Genomic DNA, 15,546 nt, shown 5'->3' on the forward strand with positions numbered 1-15,546 from the left:
TGAATCGACAGGCGTCTGATGCAGTACAATCGGCGCTTTTATTTGGCAACGAGTCGACCCGCCAATGATCGAACCCAAGCGCGTCCTGCGCGCCCTAGCCGAACACTGGGCCCTGCTCGAGCCGTTGTGCGAGCGCTTCGACGGGGGCACCCTGAGCCTGGCCGAACTGCGCCAGCAACTGGCCACCCAGCAGCTGGAGAGCACGCCCCAGGACATCACCAGCCTGCTCGACGTCTGGATTCGCCTGGACATCCTGGTGCCAGTGGCAAAAAGCCCGAACCGTTTCGAGCTCAACGCCCAGATCCATGACTTTCTGGCCTATCTGCGCCGCGAGCACCGCCTGGGCCTGTGCCTGGAGATCGAAGCCTACCTGCGCCACCTCGAGCGCCTGGCCGGGCATATCCAGGATGCCTTCGAGATTCGCGACGGCAACGACCTGGCGCGCCAGTTGCGCCTGCTCGACATGCGCGTGCGCGATGTCCTGAAGAAGCTCGACAACGACGAACAGGCGCTGGTCGCCGTGGCCGAACGGGCTAAGACCCACGACCGGCAGATCCCGCTGCGCCAGCGTTACGCTGAAGTCCTGGCGACCTGGGACGAATACGTCGAACCGATGATCCAGCTGGTCAACGCCGATGGCGCCTTCGAGCAAGGCGTGCGCAAGGTCGAGACCGTGCTGCTGCGTTTGCTCGGCGAGCAGGCCCGCCTCGGCCACCTGGTCGACGACGACATGCTCCTGCGCACCCACGCGCGCATCCTCGAAATGCAGACCAGCGCCCAGCTGACCCTGCGCCATGCCCGCGAACTGCTGCTGCCGCTGCGTGAAGAAGCACGCCGGCACAACGCCGTGACCCGGGGCGCGGCCCTGGCCCTGTCGGTGATCCGCCGCAAAGGCCTGGACGCCGTGCCGCAAGCGGCCATGCCGCTGTTCACCCGTCCGCAGAGCACCTTCCTCGGCAGCGCCAGCCAGGTTGAAGCCTACGTCTATGCCCTGGCCCGTTTCGAGCCCAAGCCTGCGCAGTTTCCCAAGGCCCACAAGAGCCACAGGGGCGACGCCCCGCGCGCGCCGCGCACGGTCAAAGAAATGCTCGAACGCTGCGAAGACGCCCTGCCGCTGCCGGACCTGATGGTCTGGCTGCTCGACCAGGAGCCCGAAGGCGCCACCGACGAGCTGCTGTACTGGTTCTCGCGCCTGTCGCGGGAAAAGCGCTTTGCCCGCGAGCGCCTCGAGCGCCGCGAATACATTACCCGCGAACACCTGGTCAGCCTGCGTTCCTTCGCTCTGACATCGAGCCGCGAACCATCGCCTGAGCCCACTGCGAGCCCTGCCCATGCATCTTGATCTTTCCGAACTGTCCCAGCTCGCACCGATCTTCCGCGAGCTGTTCAAGGGCTTTCACATCAGCCGCCGCGACCCGGAGCTGTACGCCCAACTGTCGAACTTCCAGGACCAGTACCGTGGCCTGTTCAAGGCCCTGGGCTTTGAACTGGTGTGCGACACCCGCGGCTTTTACTACTTCGTCCCGGATCTTGCCGCCGCCCAGGTCAACAAGACCGCCCAGCGCCTGTCGCTGTTCACCTTCATCCTGGTCGAGCACCTGGCCGACCAGGGCCGCGACCCGATGTCGGTGCTCGACGGTGGCAGCCTGGGGCGCGACGAGCTGCCATCGCTGCTGGAAAAGTACCGCGACCTGTTCATCCAGGCCGAGGTGCAGACCCCGGACGAACTGGAAGAGAAGATCATGCGCCGCATGACCCAGCTCGGCTTTGCCCACGAAGAGAACGGCATCTACCGCTTCCTGCCGCCGATGCACCGCTTCCTCGACGTCTGCCTGTCGGTCCAGCAGGACCGCGACCTGGCTGCCAGCCTGCACAGCGCCCTGCCGCTGCCAACGCCGGTACTGGTCGAGGAAGAGAGCCCGGAAGAGCTCAACCGTACCGACGACCCGCTGGACCTCAGCCCGTTCGAAGAAAGCGAAGAAGACGCCTTGGCCCGAGCCATTGCGCAAGAGCAACAGGAGATTGACGCATGAGCCAGGAACGCTACGGCATTCGCCGCTTCGCACTGCTCAACACCGCCGGCTACAGCCTGGGCCTGTTCCCCCTGGAACACCCGCTGTCGGTCTACGGTGCCAACAACCTGGGCAAGAGTGCCTCGATCAACGCCCTGCAATTCCCGATCCTGGCGCGCATGTCCGACATGAGCTTCGGCAAGTACAGCCTGGAACAGTCGCGGCGCTTCTACTTTGCCACCGACACCAGCTACATCCTCTGCGAGGTCAACCTGCCCCACGGCCCGCACGTGATCGGCGTGGTCGGCCGCGGCCCGGGTGGCGGTTTCGGTCACCAGTTCTTCGCCTATGCCGGCGAACTGGACCTGGCCCACTACCAGAAGAACGACACCTGCCTGCGCCAGAAAGAGCTGTTCAGCAACCTCGAGCGCAACGGCCTGAAAGCCTACGAGCTCAAGCCTGACGAGCTGCGCCGCCTGCTGGTCGGCGGTCACACCTCGATCCCGCTGGACCTGACCCTGATCCCGCTGCGTTCCACCAGCGAGCAGAGCCTGAAGACCTTCCGCGCGCTGTTCATCAACCTGCTGCACATGCGCGAGATCACCGCGGCCAAGCTCAAGCAGCTGTTCCTCGATGCCTTCGAGCACAGCCTGCGTTCGGGCAGCGTCGACTACATCGCCGCCTGCGAAGAAGCCTTCCGCGACGTGCGACGCATGGAGCAGGACTACAACTCGCTGGTCGCCGCCGGCCCGCTGGTCGAGGCCCTGGCCAACGGTGTAGCCCAGCGCGACATCCTGCGCGGCAAGCTGCATCGCCTGTCGCCACTGCTCGACTCGCTGCTCGGCACCTGGCAGGACTACGCCAGCGCACGCAAAGAAGAGCTGGTGATCCAGGTCGAGCACTACAAGAACGAACAGGACAGCCTGCAGAACGACCAGCGCGGCGGCACCCAGGAGCTGATGCGCCTGGAACGCGAGATCACTGGCGTGCAGCGCTGGCTTGGCGAGCTGTCGGTGCTCAAGCACCGCTTCGCTCTGGTCGACGACGTCAAGGTCCTGGAACAGCAACTGCTGGCCGCCAAGGACGCCCACGACGAACTGGCCGGTGCCCTGGCGCAGTCGCGCCAGTTCAGCGCCGAAGACCTCGAAGAGCGTCTGCGCGAGCTGGAAAAACGCCTGAAATCGGTCAAGCAGCAGCTCGACCACGCCGACAACAACAGCTATGCCCGCCTGCGTGAAGAGTTCTCGCAGCAGGACGTCGAGCGCCTGATGCGCCTGTTCAACGGTGCGCTGTTCAGCCTGCCGCTGGGCGAGCGCGGCATTGAGCTTGACGACAGCGATGTCTGGGTCAAATCCCTGGAGGCGGTACTCGACGGCTTCAAGGGCGAGCGCTTCGAAGCCCCGGGCCTGTCCATCGACCTCTCGCACATCGAGCCCCCTGCCCTGCAGGCCCTGGCCGACCGCGCCGCCCTGCGCGACCAGAAGGAACGCCTGGACAAAGAGCTCAAGCAGCTCAAGACCCAGCAGGCCGTCGCCGCCGACCGCGCCGCGAGCAAAACCCAGACCGAGGCCCTGTACCAGCAGGTACTGGATGCGCAAAAAGCCCTGGAAGACTTCCGCCGCACCCAGACCCTGTCTGCCGAAGAAGGCGACAAGCTTGAGCAACTGGCGCAGATGGAAGCCGCCCAGGACGAACTCAAGCGCTCCAGCGACGCCTTCACCGAACGCGTCCAGCAACTGTCGGCCAAGCTGCAACTGGTAGGCCGCCAGATCGCCGACATGGAAGCCAAGCAGCGCACCCTCGACGACGCCCTGCGCCGCCGTCAGCTGCTGCCTGCCGACCTGCCGTTCGGCACGCCGTTCATGGAGCCGGTCGACGACAGCATGGACAACCTGCTGCCACTGCTCAACGACTACCAGGACAGTTGGCAGGGCCTGCTGCGGGTCGATGGCCAGATCGAAGCGCTGTACGCCCAGGTACGCCTCAAGGGCGTGGCCAAGTTCGACAGCGAAGACGACATGGAGCGCCGCCTGCAACTGCTGATCAACGCCTACTCGCACCGCACCGAAGAAGCCCTGACCCTGGGCAAGGCGCGCCGCGCCGCGGTGACCGACATCGCCCGGACCCTGCGCAACATCCGCAGCGACTACGACAGCCTCGAGCACCAGCTGGCGCTGTTCAACCGCGAGATCAACAAGCGTCAGGTGTCCAACCTGCAGAGCTTTCGCATCGTCCTGGCGCCGAACAAGGAAGCGCTCAAGCACATCGACCAGATCATCCACAGCGCCGGCCAGTACGAGGAAGGCGAGACCCTCTCGGTGTTCGACCTCAGCGCCAGTGCCGAGCAGGACAACAAGAACGAAGAGGCCAAGGAATACCTGGCACGGCTGGTGGCGGCCAACCACAACCAGCTGGGCCTGAAGGACCTGTTCGAACTGGCCTTCGAGATCACCAAGGTCGGTGGCCAGCCGGTAATCCACACCGACATCGACGGTGCGGCGTCCAACGGCACCACCATGACCATCAAGGCGCTGACCAACATGTACTTGTTGCTGCACCTGATGGACCGCGACCTGGCCGGTCGCGTGCGCCTGCCTTACTACCTGGACGAAGCGGCCGACATTGACGAACGCAACCAGGCAGCGCTGCTGGAAACCAGCTTGCAACTGGGGTTCGTACCGATTCTGGCGAGCGTCAAGCCGCAGGTCTCGGCGCATGTCGCCATCGACCTGGAAGGCGGCAGCGGGCCGAACGGGATCTACATCGACGAGGCGGACTGGAAGTACATCAGCCGCCGGGATGTGGAGAAGGCAGTGGTGCGGGCAGAAGAGGAAGAAGCTTCAGCCTGAAGCTAATCGCGGGGCAAGCCCGCTCCCACCGGTCCAGTGGGAGCGGGCTTGCCCCGCGATGAACTCAACCCGGTGTTACTGCTGCGCCCACGGCAAGATCGGAATCGCCGTCACAGCATTTTGCGGACTGCCTTCGATGATCCGGTCGGAGTACACCAGATAGACCAGGGTGTTGCGCTTCTTGTCGAGGAAACGCACCACCTGCATGGTCTTGAACACCAGCGAGGTGCGCTCTTTGAACACCTCGTCACCGTCCTTGAGCTGTTCCTTGAAGCGGATCGGCCCGACCTGACGGCAGGCGATCGAAGCTTCGGCGCGATCCTCAGCCAGGCCCAGGCCGCCTTTCAAACCGCCCGTCTTGGCCCGCGACAGATAGCAGGTCACGCCCTCGACTTTCGGGTCGTCAAACGCCTCGACAACGATGCGGTCATTCGGCCCGACGATCTTGAATACCGTCGATACCTGGCCAATCTCCTCGGCCGACGCCAATACCGGCAACGCCAGCAGCGCCGCTGCAATTATCCCTTTGAACACACGTATTTCCTCAGACCAGAATCAGGTTGTCGCGGTGCACCAGCTCCGGCTCGGCGATGTAGCCCAGCAGGCCCTCGATCGCGTCGGACGGCTGGCCAATGATTTTCTGTGCTTCCAGGGCGCTGTAGTTGGCAAGGCCGCGGGCGACCTCAAGGCCATCCGGGCCAACGCAGACCACCATCTCACCACGGCGGAAGCTGCCCTGCACAGTCTTCACACCGACCGGCAACAGGCTTTTGTTGTCCTTGCGCAGAGCCTTGACCGCGCCCTCGTCGAGCACCAGGGTGCCACGGGTCTGCAGGTGCCCGGCCAGCCACTGCTTGCGCGCGGCGATCATGCCGCGTTCGGGTGACAGCAGGGTACCCAGGCGCTCGCCCGCCTTGAGCCGGTCGAGCACACGCTCCAGGCGACCACCGACGATGATCGTGTGAGCACCGGAACGCGCCGCCAGGCGCGCCGCCCGCAGCTTGGTCTGCATGCCGCCGCGGCCCAGGGCGCCGCCGGTACCACCGGCTACAGCGTCGAGGCTCGGATCGTCGGCACGGGCTTCGTAGATGAGTTGCGCATCAGGATTGTTGCGCGGGTCGGCATCGAACATGCCGTCGCGGTCGGTGAGGATCACCAGCAGGTCGGCTTCCACCAGGTTGGCCACCAGCGCCGCCAGGGTGTCGTTGTCGCCGAAGCGGATCTCGTCGGTGACCACCGTGTCGTTCTCGTTGATCACCGGCACCACGCCCAGTTCCACCAGGGTGCGCAGGGTGCTGCGGGCATTGAGGTAACGCTTGCGGTCAGACAGGTCGTCGTGGGTCAGGAGGATCTGCGCGGTGTGCCGGCCATGCTCGGCAAAGCTCGACTCCCAGGCCTGCACCAGGCCCATCTGGCCGATCGAGGCCGCCGCCTGCAGCTCGTTCATCGCACTCGGTCGCTTGGCCCAGCCCAAACGGCTCATCCCGGCGGCAACCGCCCCGGACGACACCAGCACCAACTCGACACCCGCCTCATGCAACGCCACCATCTGCTCGACCCAGACACCCATGGCCGCGCGATCCAGACCCTTGCCATCTGCTGTCAGCAGGGCACTGCCGATTTTCACGACCCAGCGCTGCGCACCCGTCACCTTGCTCCGCATCTTCTTCCAACCTATTCAGATCTTTAGATACCAAAACGCCGCTCCTGAGAGCGGCGTTTAGTGTACTGCAACGAATCAGTCGCGCACGTAAATGATTTCCGGGCCGTCTTCGTCGTCTTCGTCCCAATCATCGTCATCGTCGTCGCCGATGTCGTGCACGCTCTTGACGCCGCTGCGGCGCAGGGCACGGGCGTCGTCCAGGGCCTGCAGCTGGGCACGGGCTTCGTCTTCGATACGCTGATCCAGGTCAGCCAGCTCTTGGGCGTACGCCGGGTCGTTGGCCAGGCGGTCAGCGCGGTCTTCGAGGTAGCGCATGATGTCGCGGCTGAGCTGCTCGGTGCCCTGCTTGGAGATGGCCGAGATCACATAGACCGGACCTTCCCACTGCAGACGCTCGACCACTTCCTTGACCCGCTCGTCGCGCTCGTCGTCCATCAGCATGTCGGTCTTGTTCAGCACCAGCCAGCGGTCACGCTCGGCCAGCGACGGGCTGAACTGGGTCAGCTCGTTGACGATGACTTCGGCGGCATCGGCGCTGCTGCTTTCATCCAGCGGCGCGAGATCGACGAGGTGCAACAGCAGGCGGGTACGCGCCAGGTGCTTGAGGAAACGGATACCCAGGCCGGCACCGTCGGAGGCACCCTCGATCAGGCCGGGAATGTCGGCGATGACGAAGCTCTTCCAGCGGTCGACGCTGACCACGCCCAGGTTTGGCACCAGGGTGGTGAACGGATAGTCGGCGACTTTCGGCTTGGCGGCCGATACCGAGCGGATAAAGGTACTCTTGCCGGCGTTTGGCAAGCCCAGCAGGCCGACGTCGGCCAATACTTTCATTTCCAGTTTCAGGTCACGCTGCTCACCCGGTTTACCCGGCGTGGTCTGGCGTGGCGCACGGTTGGTACTGGATTTGAAGCGGGTGTTGCCCAGGCCGTGCCAGCCGCCCTGGACCACCATCAGTTTCTGGCCTGGCTTGACCAGGTCGCCGATGACTTCCTGGGTGGCGGAGTCGATTACCGTGGTGCCGACCGGCACGCGCAGGATCAGGTCGTCGCCCTTCTTGCCGGTGCAGTCGGTGCTGCCGCCGTTGGAGCCGCGCTGGGCCTCGAAGTGACGGGTGTAGCGGTAGTCGACCAGGGTGTTGAGGTTATCGTCGGCAACCATGTATACCGAGCCGCCGTCGCCACCATCACCGCCGTTGGGACCACCGTTCTCGATGAACTTTTCGCGGCGGAAGCTCATGCAACCGTTACCGCCGTCACCGGCTTTGACCCGGATCGATACTTCGTCAACAAACTTCATAAAAACCGCCTCTCGTCAGCTGGACGAGCTGAGTGACACAAAGACATAAGGCTCTTGCAAAAGTGAGCGCGGCGGCCCCGTCACGACAGTAACAACCCACGCCGGCAGCCCATACAAACAGCTTTGCAAGAGACTCACCCCACAAACGAAAAAGCCCCGTCGCGAGACAGGGCTTTTCCAGCGTTCGCGCGATTACTCGGCGACAACGCTCACGTAACGACGACCGAAGGCGCCTTTTACTTCGAACTTGATCTTACCCGCGATCTTGGCGAACAGGGTGTGATCTTTACCCATGCCAACGCCATAGCCAGCGTGGAATTGGGTGCCGCGCTGACGCACGATGATGTTGCCAGGAATGATAGCCTGGCCGCCATACATCTTCACGCCAAGGCGTTTGGCTTCTGAGTCGCGACCGTTACGGGTACTACCACCAGCTTTTTTGTGTGCCATGGTTCAAATTCTCCAGAAATGGATTCAGGCGATTAAGCCGAAATACCGGTGATCTTGATTTCGGTGAACCACTGGCGGTGGCCCATACGCTTCATGTGGTGCTTACGGCGGCGGAACTTGATGATGCGCACTTTGTCGTGACGACCTTGGGAGATCACTTCAGCAACAACCTTGGCACCAGCAACGACTGGAGCGCCGATGTTCACGTCGTCGCCATTGGCAACCAACAGAACGCGGTCGAAAGTCACGGATTCGCCAGTGGCGATTTCCAGTTTTTCGATTTTCAGGTATTCACCTTCGGCGACTTTGTACTGCTTGCCACCGGTAACAATTACTGCGTACATGGGTATTTCTCCGATAATCCTGCTCACCCAGCTCTTTATAGGAAGAGTATTGGCTGGCATGGCTGCATAGGGCTGGAACGGCCCAGTGCAATTGCGTAAGGCAGGTGCTGCCCAGGAAGTTCAGGGTGCGCGATTGTACGCAAGCCCCGCTTTGCTTGCAAGTCCCACCCCCGGCCCACGGGCAGCGCGCCTTGACACGCCGGGACCCGCGACCTAGCATGCCGCGCAACCTTTATGGAGCACCTGTGGCCGATGCAACCCCAAGCTTTCTACCGTGCGGTAGCGGATGACTTCAGCGCCGTTGACGAGATTATCAAGAAACAGCTGACTTCGCGTGTACCGCTGGTATCGAAAATCGGCGACTACATTACCTCGGCCGGCGGCAAGCGCCTGCGCCCGCTGCTGGTGCTGCTGTGCGGCAAGGCCCTGGGCCGCGAAGGCGACGACCTGCGCCTGCTGGCCGCCACCATCGAGTTCCTGCACACCGCCACCCTGCTGCATGACGACGTCGTCGACATGTCCGGCATGCGCCGTGGCCGCTCGACCGCCAACGCCCTGTGGGGCAACGCGCCGAGCGTGCTGGTCGGTGACTTCCTGTACTCGCGCTCGTTCGAGATGATGGTCGAACTGGGCTCGATGCCGGTCATGCAGATCCTCTCCAAGGCCACCCGGGTCATCGCCGAAGGCGAAGTCCTGCAGCTGTCCAAGGTACGCGACGCCAGCACCACCGAAGAAGTCTACATGGACGTCATCCGCGGCAAGACCGCGATGCTGTTCGAGGCCTCGACCCACAGCGCCGCAGCCCTGGCCCAGGCGACCGAGGAGCAGAGCGAAGCCCTGCGCACCTTCGGTGATCACCTGGGCGTGGCCTTCCAGCTGGTCGACGACCTGCTCGACTACAAGGGCGATGCGCAAACCCTGGGCAAGAACGTCGGTGACGACCTGGCCGAAGGCAAGCCGACCCTGCCACTGATCTACACCATGCGCGAAGGTACCGCTGAACAGGCCGCGCTGGTCCGCCAGGCGATCCAGAAAGGCGGCATCGAAGACCTCGAGAGCATCCGCGCGGCCGTCGAAGCCTCCGGCTCGCTGGACTACACCGCCAAGCTGGCCCGCGACTACGTGGCCCGCGCCATTGCCTGCCTGGACGTGCTGCCCGCCAGCGAATACCGCGATGCGCTGGTCGAACTCAGCGAATTCGCCGTCGCCCGCACGCACTGATCCCCTGCTCCGGCCCATCGCTCGATGGGCCCGATTAGCCTCAGACGGTCAAAACCCTATACAATGTAGGTTTTGTACCTGTACGTCTTGAGGAACCTTAGTGAGCACTTTGCCACCCTGCCCCAAATGCAACTCCGAATACACCTACGAAGACGGCGCCCAGCTGATCTGCCCCGAGTGCGCCCACGAGTGGTCGGCTGCCGGTGAAGCCGAAGCGGTCAGCGACGACGCGGTGAAAAAGGATGCAGTGGGCAACGTCCTGCAGGACGGCGACACCATCACCGTAATCAAAGACCTCAAGGTCAAGGGCACTTCGCTGGTGGTCAAGGTCGGCACCAAGGTCAAGAACATCCGCCTGTGCGATGGCGACCACGACATCGACTGCAAGATCGACGGCATCGGCCCAATGAAGCTGAAATCGGAATTCGTCCGCAAGGTCTGATTCTGCCGGGTTTCGGGGTCGCCCTGCGGCCTCGACAGCCCACAGGCGGGAAAAAACCGCCAATAGGTACTTGCTATTTTGATAATAAGAATTATTCTCATTGAACGCTTTCAAGGAGAATAGCCATGACTTATCTGATAGACGCCTGGCTTGACCGCCCCCATCCATACCTGCGCATCCTGCACCGGGAAACCGGCGAGGTCTGTGCCGTGCTTGAAGAAGAAGCACTGGACGAACTGCGCGACCAGGGTGACCTGGATCTCAATGGCCTGAATTCGAGTGAGCCGAGTGTGCTCAAGGAACTGGTGAGGAACCTGTTCCTGTTCTGCTATGCGCGGGCGTTGCGCCCTGGCGGCGGGACCGATTGGAACTGAACAGCATCGCGGGGCAAGCCCGCTCCTACCCGAATTGTGTAGGAGCGGGCTTGCCCCGCGATCGGTCTTACAGAACGTCCAGCAGCTCGACGTCGAACACCAGCACGCTGTGCGGCGGGATGCTGCCAACGCCCTGAGCGCCGTAAGCCAGCTCGCTCGGAACGTACAGGCGCCATTTGCTACCGGCGTTCATCAGTTGCAGGGCTTCGGTCCAGCCGGCGATCACGCCGCTGACCGGGAACTCTGCTGGCTGGCCGCGCTCGTAGGAGCTGTCGAACACGGTGCCGTCGATCAGGGTGCCGTGGTAGTGGGTACGCACGCTGTCGTCGCGGCTTGGCTTGGCGCCTTCGCCAGCGGTCAGTACTTCGAACTGCAGGCCCGAAGCCAGGGTGGTGATGCCGTCACGCTTGGCGTTTTCAGCCAGGAAGGCCTTGCCTTCACCAGCGGCAGCTTCGGCCTTGGCAGCCGCTTCGGCTTGCATGATTTCACGGATGACCTTGAAGCTGGCCGACAGGTCGGCTTCGCTGACGCGGCTGTCCAGGCCATTGAAGGCGTCGGTCAGGCCAGCCAGGATGGCATCCAGGTTCACGCCCGGTGGCGGGTTGTCACGCAGTTGGCCACCCAGCTGACGGCCGATGCCGTAGCTGACGCGAGTTTCGTCGGTAGACAGGTTGAGTTCGGACATTTGCTTGCTCCGCTGCAGGGCGCATGACAGCCGCGCCCTTTATGAAAAGGGCGAGCAGCCTAGCACACTGCGCTGACGCAGATCAGCTACCAGGCAGAACGGCGTGGCATCGGTATTTTCAGGTCGCTGTCACCGGCATCGCCGCCGCCGCACATCTCATCATCCATCGACCAGTGCACCAGGTGCAGCGGCACTGCCGGCAAACCGCCGAGCAGGCGTTGCGCATCGACGACCGAATGCACTTTCAGGCGCTGCCCACGGGCATCCGACAGCGGATGGGCGTGGCCTTTTACCCGGGCCTCGATAATGAAATCCCCGCCCTCGATGGCGATCAGGTTGAGTTCATCGACATGACCGGCCCTGGCCTCGGTGTTCAGTTGTTGAAGGTTCATTGCGATACCTCGTTACTGGAACTTCGAGTGACCGTTCATTTTTTGTACAGCCGCGCACAAAGCACAAGGCAAAAACGCAACCGCCCGTCCGTTTTGCAACGGACGGGCGGTGTTTGACTGGCAAAACGCCTGATCAGTGCTTGGTGACCTTGTCCAGGTAACCCATGGCGAAAGCCGAGACCACGAAGGTCATGTGAATGATCACGTACCACATCAGGTACTGAGTCTCGATGTTGCGCGCGTCCATAAACACCCGCAGCAGGTGGATAGAGGAAATCGCCACGATCGAGGCCGCGACCTTCATCTTCAGCGAAGACGAGTCCATCTTGCCCAGCCAGCTGAGTTTTTCTTTGTCTTCGTCGATGTCCAGCTGCGAGACGAAGTTCTCGTAACCGGAAATCATCACCATCACCAGCAGGCCGCCGACCAGGGCCATGTCGATCAGCGACAGCAGCACCAGGATCAGATCGGCTTCAGCCAGGGCGAAGACGTTGGGCAGGACGTGGAAGATCTCCTGGAAGAACTTCAGTGCCAGCGCCAGCAGGCCCAACGACAGACCAAAATAGATCGGCGCGAGCAGCCAGCGCGAGGCATACATCGCATTTTCGATAATACGTTCCATTGAAAACTCGTCAGGTTGGCAAAAAAGCGAGCGCGAGTATAACAGCCACCCATGACAGAAAAAGCCCGTGGCAAGCTGCCACAGGCAGACGCAGGCACCTCAGGTTTCCGGATGGAACTGGAAGTCGCCGACGTGATGGACACGTTCGCCGTTGATCCGGCGCAACTGGGCTTGCAGGTGCACGCACCAGATCTGCGGATCGTCGGCCAGCTGATAACCGTGCAGGGTCAGGCTGTCGACAATGGCGTTGAGCACCGACTCGGCCACAAACGGCCCGTGAAACGGCCCCTGAGCCTTGATCGCAGAAGGCTGCTCGCCAGCCATGCCGGCGGCAAACAGCAGGGTCCACATGCCGTTGTCACCGGCCAGTGGGCGGATACTGCATTCAATGCGGGTCACCAGGCCCAGGCATTGACGGGTGAGGCTGAGGCTGCGCGGCATGGCGGAGGTCCTCGGTTATAGCCTTGTTCAGCCCTCAGGTGAAGGCTGTCTCATTCCTGTACCTACGACTGTCCCTGAACTGAAGAATAGAAGAATTCCACCCATGCGTGGAAAAACCGGCGCCGAATGGTCATATTCCATTTAGCGCCGTTTTTTTGACTCGTACCACTCAGATCAGGACGGTTTGACCTGGGCCAGAGCCTGTTCGGCCTGCTCCTTTTCTGCCTCCTTAAGGTCTTCTTCGCTGATCATCTCGGCGATTACCCGCAGGCGCTCCACCACCCGGGCATTGACGCTGCCTTCAGGGAACTGGCCTTCTTCATCCGGCTCACCGGCAGGTTCACCGACCAGCAGGCTCAAGGCTTCGTCGGCCTGGCTCACTGCGTAGACATGGAACATGCCGGCCCGCACCGCCTGCAGCACGCGCTCGTCGAGCATCAGCGTGGCAACGTTGGCACGCGGGATGATCGCGCCCTGCTCGCCGGTCAGGCCACGGGCTTCACAGAGGCGGAAGAAGCCCTCGATCTTCTCGTTGACCCCACCCACGGCCTGCACTTCACCGAACTGGTTGATCGAACCGGTGATGGCGAAGCACTGCTTGAGCGGGGTTTTCGACAAGGCCGAGATCAGCGTGCAGGCCTCGCCCAGGGAGGCGCTGTCACCGTCGACGTAACCGTAGGACTGCTCCAGGGCGATACTCGCCGAGATCGCCAGGGGGAATTCCTGGGCATAACGGCTGCCCAGGTAACCGGTAAGGATCATCACCCCCTTGGAGTGGATCGGCTGGCCGAGGTTGACCTCACGCTCGATGTCGACGATACCGCTGCCGCCGGGATAGACAGTGGCGGAAATCCGCGCCGGTATACCGAAGGCCGAATCGCCGACTTCCAGCACGGTCAGGCCGTTGCACTTGCCCACCGCAGCACCGTCGGTATCGATCAGGATGATGCCGGCCAGCATGTCGTCGAGAATCCGCGCCGACACCCGACCGGTACGGGTGGCCTTGGCCTTGAGGGCTCGCTCGATGTGCCCGGCGTCGGTCATTTCATCGCTGGCCAGATGGCGGATGAAGTCCGCCTCGCTGACCAGCTGGAACAGGTCGCCGATACGCGCCGACAAGCGCCCCTGGTGCTCGGCCAGGCGCGCACTGTAAGTCGCCAGGCGCGCCACCGCATCGGCGCTCAGCGGCGCCATGCCCTCCTCGCTGGTACGGGTCTTGAGCAACTGGGCGAACTGCTCCAGGCTCTCGTCGACCATGGGGATGTCTTCATCGAAGTCAACCAGCACCCGGAACATCTCCTGGAAGTCCGGATCGTGATCCTGCAGGGCGTAGTACAGCTGCCGCGCGCCGATGATCACCACCTTGATGTTCAGCGGGAGCATCTGCGGGTTGAGGGTCACGGTGGCCAGGCGGCCGAATTCGCCCAGGGGCGATTCCATCTTCAGCTTGCGTGACTGCAGGGCGCGCTTGAGCGCATCCCAGACAAACGGCTCGCTGAGCATCTTCTCGGCTTCAAGAATCAGGAAACCGCCGTTGGCCCGGTGCAGGGCACCCGGGCGCAGTTGCCGGTAGGTGGTGTACAGCGCGCCCTGATCGGTGCTGTATTCGATACGGCCGAACAGGTTGTCGTAGGTCGGGTGCGGCTCGAATACCACCGGCGCGCCGCCGCTGGCGTGATGGCCAACCACCAGGCTGGGGGCGTACTGCTCTTCGAGCAGCTTGCGCGCCTGGGCGTCGGTCTTGCTGTCATCGACCAGTTGCTCGACCACGGTGCGCAGCAAGTAGACCTGCATGGCCTGCAGGTAGGCACAGACGGCAGCGTTCTCTGCGTACTTTTCGGACAGCGGTGCCAGCAATGGCTGCAAGGCCAGGGTGATGGTTTCTTCGTTGAGGTGACGCAACTGGTTGCTCGATTCGCGCTTCCATTGCGGCAGGCTCGCCAGCTCTTCGTTCAGGCGCTCTTCCAGCACGGCGATATCGTCATGGAAACGCTCACGCTCGGCTTCCGGCAACTGGGCGAACTCGGCTTCATCCAGCGCCTTGCCGTCGGCCATCGGGGTGAAGGCGACGTTGCTGCTGTCGCGGTACAGGGCCACGTCTTTTTCCAGCGAGGCGCGCTCGATCACATCCAGGGCGCGGTCGTAACGCTGGTTGAAGGCACGGTCGATGGCGCTCTTCTTCTGCTGGTAGGACGGGTGTTCGAAGACCGCCGGAAAGGTTGCCAGCAGGTTGTCGATCAGACCACCGATATCACTGATGAACGCCCCGGCGCTGCCCGGTGGCAACTCCAGCGCGCGCGGCTCGCGTGGCTCGTCGTAGTTGTTGACATAGACCCAGTCCGACGGCGTATGCAGGCGCTTGCCTTCGGCCTTGAGGTAGCGTTTGACGAACGAGAAACGGCCAGTGCCGGGCTCGCCCATGACAAATACGTTGTAACCAGGACGGGGCATGGCGACGCCGAACTGCAAGGCTTCAACTGCACGTTCCTGGCCAAGCACACCGCGAAAAGGCTCCAGATCATTGGTGGTGGAAAAAGCGAACTGTTCAGCGGAAAACGGCCGGGTCAGGGCTTCGGGCGCAAGACGCAGGCTCGCAGCGACAGGATCGGGCATCGGGCTTCCTTACTTCGGCGGGGCGGATGTCAGCATTCTGGCGCCGTGCGCGTGCGCCTTGCAAGGCTCATCGCTGCTTATTGTCGCAGGGGCGAAAAGCCGATCCACGTCAATATTTTCAGGCAATCTTTCGCAATAA

The 15,546-nt window shown here is 62.7% G+C and carries 16 protein-coding genes; 6 read left to right on the top strand and 10 right to left on the bottom strand.

Features of this window, described 5'->3' with window-relative positions:
• Positions 1-64 precede the first annotated feature (64 nt).
• From mksB to mksF, 3 genes are read left to right on the top strand one after another with little or no spacing between them, the layout of a single operon-like run.
• On the top strand, positions 65-1,342 hold the full coding sequence (gene mksB, locus F8N82_RS21190) for an Mks condensin complex protein MksB (RefSeq protein ID WP_095162340.1): 1,278 nt from the start codon (positions 65-67) through the stop codon (positions 1,340-1,342).
• Positions 1,332-2,033: an Mks condensin complex protein MksE gene (gene mksE, locus F8N82_RS21195; protein ID WP_010225708.1), complete on the top strand. Its 702-nt coding sequence runs from the start codon at positions 1,332-1,334 to the stop codon at positions 2,031-2,033. The genes mksB and mksE overlap by 11 nt, the downstream gene beginning before the upstream one ends.
• Positions 2,030-4,861 carry an Mks condensin complex protein MksF gene (gene mksF / locus F8N82_RS21200; protein ID WP_038997210.1) on the top strand — a complete coding sequence of 944 codons (2,832 nt, stop codon included), beginning with the start codon at positions 2,030-2,032 and terminating at the stop codon, positions 4,859-4,861. Before mksE ends, mksF begins: the two co-directional genes overlap by 4 nt.
• Before the next feature lie 75 nt (positions 4,862-4,936).
• On the opposite strand, the gene F8N82_RS21205 is transcribed toward mksF, so the two are convergent.
• The 5 genes from F8N82_RS21205 to rplU all read right to left on the bottom strand — a co-directional run bounded on the left by F8N82_RS21205 (position 4,937) and on the right by rplU (position 8,617).
• Positions 4,937-5,395 (bottom strand): CreA family protein, encoded by a 459-nt coding sequence (locus F8N82_RS21205; protein ID WP_176470439.1) that lies wholly within the window; start codon positions 5,393-5,395, stop codon positions 4,937-4,939.
• A 10-nt stretch (positions 5,396-5,405) separates the two neighbouring features.
• Positions 5,406-6,524, bottom strand: a complete 1,119-nt coding sequence (proB, locus tag F8N82_RS21210) for a glutamate 5-kinase (RefSeq protein ID WP_038997213.1) — start codon at positions 6,522-6,524, stop codon at positions 5,406-5,408.
• Between the two features lie 75 nt (positions 6,525-6,599).
• Positions 6,600-7,823 (bottom strand): Obg family GTPase CgtA, encoded by a 1,224-nt coding sequence (cgtA, locus tag F8N82_RS21215; RefSeq protein WP_038997214.1) that lies wholly within the window; start codon positions 7,821-7,823, stop codon positions 6,600-6,602.
• A 192-nt stretch (positions 7,824-8,015) separates the two neighbouring features.
• Positions 8,016-8,273 carry a 50S ribosomal protein L27 gene (gene rpmA / locus F8N82_RS21220; protein ID WP_010225698.1) on the bottom strand — a complete coding sequence of 86 codons (258 nt, stop codon included), beginning with the start codon at positions 8,271-8,273 and terminating at the stop codon, positions 8,016-8,018.
• Between the two features lie 32 nt (positions 8,274-8,305).
• Positions 8,306-8,617, bottom strand: coding sequence for a 50S ribosomal protein L21 (rplU, locus tag F8N82_RS21225; RefSeq protein WP_010225695.1), 312 nt, complete (start codon positions 8,615-8,617; stop codon positions 8,306-8,308).
• A 252-nt stretch (positions 8,618-8,869) separates the two neighbouring features.
• Between rplU and F8N82_RS21230 the strand changes: the two genes are divergently transcribed.
• The 3 genes from F8N82_RS21230 to F8N82_RS21240 all read left to right on the top strand — a co-directional run bounded on the left by F8N82_RS21230 (position 8,870) and on the right by F8N82_RS21240 (position 10,654).
• On the top strand, positions 8,870-9,838 hold the full coding sequence (locus F8N82_RS21230; protein ID WP_038997216.1) for a polyprenyl synthetase family protein: 969 nt from the start codon (positions 8,870-8,872) through the stop codon (positions 9,836-9,838).
• 100 nt (positions 9,839-9,938) lie between these two features.
• Positions 9,939-10,280, top strand: coding sequence for a zinc ribbon domain-containing protein YjdM (locus F8N82_RS21235; protein ID WP_038997218.1), 342 nt, complete (start codon positions 9,939-9,941; stop codon positions 10,278-10,280).
• Between the two features lie 125 nt (positions 10,281-10,405).
• Positions 10,406-10,654 (top strand): hypothetical protein, encoded by a 249-nt coding sequence (locus F8N82_RS21240; protein WP_038997219.1) that lies wholly within the window; start codon positions 10,406-10,408, stop codon positions 10,652-10,654.
• Between the two features lie 67 nt (positions 10,655-10,721).
• Here F8N82_RS21240 and F8N82_RS21245 read toward each other — a convergent pair whose 3' ends face one another.
• From F8N82_RS21245 to F8N82_RS21265, 5 genes are all read right to left on the bottom strand, one after another.
• Positions 10,722-11,339 carry an FKBP-type peptidyl-prolyl cis-trans isomerase gene (locus F8N82_RS21245; protein ID WP_038997220.1) on the bottom strand — a complete coding sequence of 206 codons (618 nt, stop codon included), beginning with the start codon at positions 11,337-11,339 and terminating at the stop codon, positions 10,722-10,724.
• An 86-nt stretch (positions 11,340-11,425) separates the two neighbouring features.
• Complete coding sequence (locus tag F8N82_RS21250; protein ID WP_038997222.1) at positions 11,426-11,731, bottom strand: DUF6482 family protein; 306 nt, start codon at positions 11,729-11,731, stop codon at positions 11,426-11,428.
• 133 nt (positions 11,732-11,864) lie between these two features.
• Positions 11,865-12,353: a TIGR00645 family protein gene (locus F8N82_RS21255; protein ID WP_038997223.1), complete on the bottom strand. Its 489-nt coding sequence runs from the start codon at positions 12,351-12,353 to the stop codon at positions 11,865-11,867.
• 99 nt (positions 12,354-12,452) lie between these two features.
• Positions 12,453-12,794 (bottom strand): hypothetical protein, encoded by a 342-nt coding sequence (locus tag F8N82_RS21260; RefSeq protein WP_010226382.1) that lies wholly within the window; start codon positions 12,792-12,794, stop codon positions 12,453-12,455.
• Positions 12,795-12,968: 174 nt separating this feature from the next.
• Entirely contained in the window at positions 12,969-15,407 is a 2,439-nt protein-coding gene (locus F8N82_RS21265) for a Lon protease family protein (protein WP_038997224.1), read from the bottom strand.
• Positions 15,408-15,546 lie beyond the last annotated feature (139 nt).

Origin of the sequence: Pseudomonas fluorescens (assembly GCF_902497775.2) — a bacterium.
Taxonomy (GTDB): Bacteria; Pseudomonadota; Gammaproteobacteria; order Pseudomonadales; family Pseudomonadaceae; genus Aquipseudomonas; species Aquipseudomonas putida_F.